This is a genomic window from Microbacterium sp. BF1 (genome assembly GCF_019279095.1).
GTDB lineage: Bacteria > Actinomycetota > Actinomycetes > Actinomycetales > Microbacteriaceae > Microbacterium > Microbacterium maritypicum.
Genome location: NZ_JAGYWT010000345.1, coordinates 1 through 2,695 on the forward strand (window position 1 = coordinate 1; position 2,695 = coordinate 2,695).

Below are 2,695 nucleotides of genomic sequence, written 5' to 3' on the forward strand. Positions count from 1 at the left end.
GCCGAAGGCCTCGAGCCCTTCGCCGCGGCAGCGGCCGAGGGAGCAGTGCTCGGCGGGCACAAGTTCGACGGATACCGCACGGAGAAGGGCAAGGCGCGCGCCACTGCGGTCACCCTGCACGCCGAACTCGACGACGAAGACGCCGAGTACGCCCAGGTCATCGGCGACGCGGTCGCCCTGATCAAGGACCTCGTGAACGTTCCCGCCGAGTGGCAGAGCCCCGCACAGCTCGCGCAGAGCGCGGCCGACAGTGTCGCCGACCTTGACGTCACCGTCGAAATCCTCGACGAGAAAGCCCTCGCCGAGCAGGGCTTCGGCGGCATCCTGGGCGTGGGGCAGGGCTCGGATCGTCCCCCGCGTCTCGTGCGCCTCGACTACTCCCCCGCCGACGCTTCGCGACACATCGCCCTTGTCGGCAAGGGCATCACGTTCGACACCGGCGGCCTGTCGCTCAAGCCCGCTGCGTCCATGGTCGGCATGAAGTTCGACATGGCGGGTGCCGCGACGTCGCTCGCCGCGATCCGTGCGATCGCTTCGCTCGGCCTCCCGGTCCACGTGACGGCGTGGCTCTGCATCACCGACAACATGCCGTCGGGCAGGGCGCTGCGCCCCGGCGACGTCATCCGCATCCTCGACGGCACCACGGTCGAGGTCCAGAACACCGATGCCGAGGGTCGACTCGTGCTCGCAGACGGTCTCGTGGCCGCGAGTCGCGAGAACCCGGACGTCATCATCGACGTGGCCACTCTCACGGGCGCCATCGTCGCCGCACTGGGCCACCGGCACACCGGCGTCTTCGGCGACGTCGAGACCGTGTCCTCGTTCATCTCCGCGACCGCTCAGGTCGACGAGCCCGCATGGCACATGCCGCTGCCGGAGTACATGGAGGAGTCGCTCGAATCCCCCATCGCCGACCTGCAGAACGCGAACATGGGCGACCGGATGGGCGGCGCCTCCTACGCCGGCCTGTTCCTGCGCCGCTTCGTCGGTCGTACGTCGGATGCCGACGACGCTCCGCGCATCCCCTGGGTGCACCTCGACATCGCGGGATCCGGCGAACACGCCGGCGCCCCGTACGGCTTCACTGAGAAGGGCCCCACCGGGGCGATGGTCCGATCGATCGTCGCCTTCGCCGCAGCATCCCACACGGAGGCATGACATATGACAACCCACACCTTCGACATCGTCGTCCTGGGCGGCGGCAGCGGCGGTTATGCCGCGGCACTGCGGGCGAGTGAGCTCGGCAAGTCCGTCGCGCTGATCGAGAAGGACAAAGTCGGAGGGACCTGCCTGCACCGCGGGTGCATCCCGACCAAGGCGCTGCTGCATGCCGCAGAGGTCGCCGATCATGTGCGCGATGCCGCATCCGTGGGCGTGACCGCAGCACTGCAGGGCATCGACACCGCCGGTGTCCGCGCCTACCGCGAAGGGATCGTCGCCAAGAAGTTCAAGGGCCTCGAGGGACTCGTCAAGGCCCGCGGGATCACCACGGTCTCCGGACTCGGCCGCCTGAACGCGGATCGCAGCGTCAGCGTCGGCGACGACGTCTACGTCGGGACGGATGTGGTGCTCGCCACCGGCTCGTACAGCCGCTCCCTCCCCGGCCTCGAGATCGGCGGCCGGATCCTCACCAGCGAGCAGGCTCTCGCTCTGGACGTCGTGCCCGACCACGTGCTCATCCTCGGAGGGGGTGTGATCGGTGTCGAGTTCGCGAGCGTCTGGCGCTCCTTCGGATCCGAGGTCACCATCATCGAGGCGCTCCCGCACCTCGTCCCGAACGAGGACATCGCCCTCAGCAAGGGACTGGAGCGCGCATTCCGTCGTCGCGGCATCAAGTACTCCCTCGGAACTCGCTTCCAGAGCGTCGTGCAGGACGAGTCATCCGTCACGCTGACGCTCGAAGACGGCACGCAGTTCACCGCCGACTACCTCCTCGTCGCCGTCGGTCGCGGTCCCGTCACGGCCGATCTCGGTTTCGAAGAGGCAGGTGTGACCCTCGATCGTGGATTCGTGATCGTCGACGAAGACCTGCGCACCGGTGTACCGGGCCTCTGGGCGGTCGGCGACATCGTGCCCGGCCTCCAACTCGCGCACCGTGGATTCCAGCAGGGCATCGCGGTCGCCGAACGGATCGCCGGACTCTCGCCTGCCAACATCCCGGATGCGCAGATCCCCAAGGTCACGTATTCGAGCCCCGAGGTCGCCTCGGTCGGTGTGACCGAGGCCGCCGCCGCCGCCGAGCACGGCGCGGACGCGATCGTCGCCTACGAGTACAACCTCGCCGGCAACGGCAAGAGCGAGATCATCGGAACCGGCGGTCTCGTGAAGGTCGTCCGTCTCAAGGACGGGCCCGTCATCGGTGTGCACCTGCTCGGCGATCGTGTCGGCGAGCTCATCACCGAGGGGCAGCTCGCCGTCGCTTGGGAGGCGCACCCCGAGGACATCGCTCCTCTGATCCACGCGCACCCTACCCAGAGCGAGGCGCTCGGCGAGGCCTTCCTGGCTCTGGCCGGCAAGCCCCTGCACGCCCTCTGAGCACCAACCGGTGCCCGAGTCACTAAGCTAGACAAGCGTCATACAACTTCCTGAAGGAGACTCAGTCATGAGCACATCCGTCGTCCTCCCCGCTCTCGGCGAGAGCGTCACAGAGGGTACGGTCACCCGCTGGCTCAAGCAGGTGGGAGACACCGTGCAG

At 68.2% G+C, this 2,695-nt stretch carries 3 protein-coding genes; all 3 read left to right on the top strand.

Going from position 1 to position 2,695, the window contains the following annotated elements; all coding sequences use genetic code 11:
- Positions 1-1,158 (top strand): leucyl aminopeptidase (locus tag KZA10_RS11780; RefSeq protein WP_218682974.1); only part of this gene is annotated, 1,158 nt, incomplete at its 5' end.
- 3 nt (positions 1,159-1,161) lie between these two features.
- Positions 1,162-2,535 carry a dihydrolipoyl dehydrogenase gene (gene lpdA / locus KZA10_RS11785; RefSeq protein ID WP_141386791.1) on the top strand — a complete coding sequence of 458 codons (1,374 nt, stop codon included), beginning with the start codon at positions 1,162-1,164 and terminating at the stop codon, positions 2,533-2,535.
- Positions 2,536-2,602: 67 nt separating this feature from the next.
- Positions 2,603-2,695: biotin/lipoyl-containing protein (locus tag KZA10_RS11790; protein WP_218682975.1), on the top strand; the 93-nt coding region annotated here is incomplete at its 3' end.

Coding starts and splice junctions, on each gene's coding strand:
- lpdA (WP_141386791.1), top strand. CDS start 1,162: ATGACAACCCACACCTTCGACATCGTCGTCCTGGGCGGCGGCAGCGGC.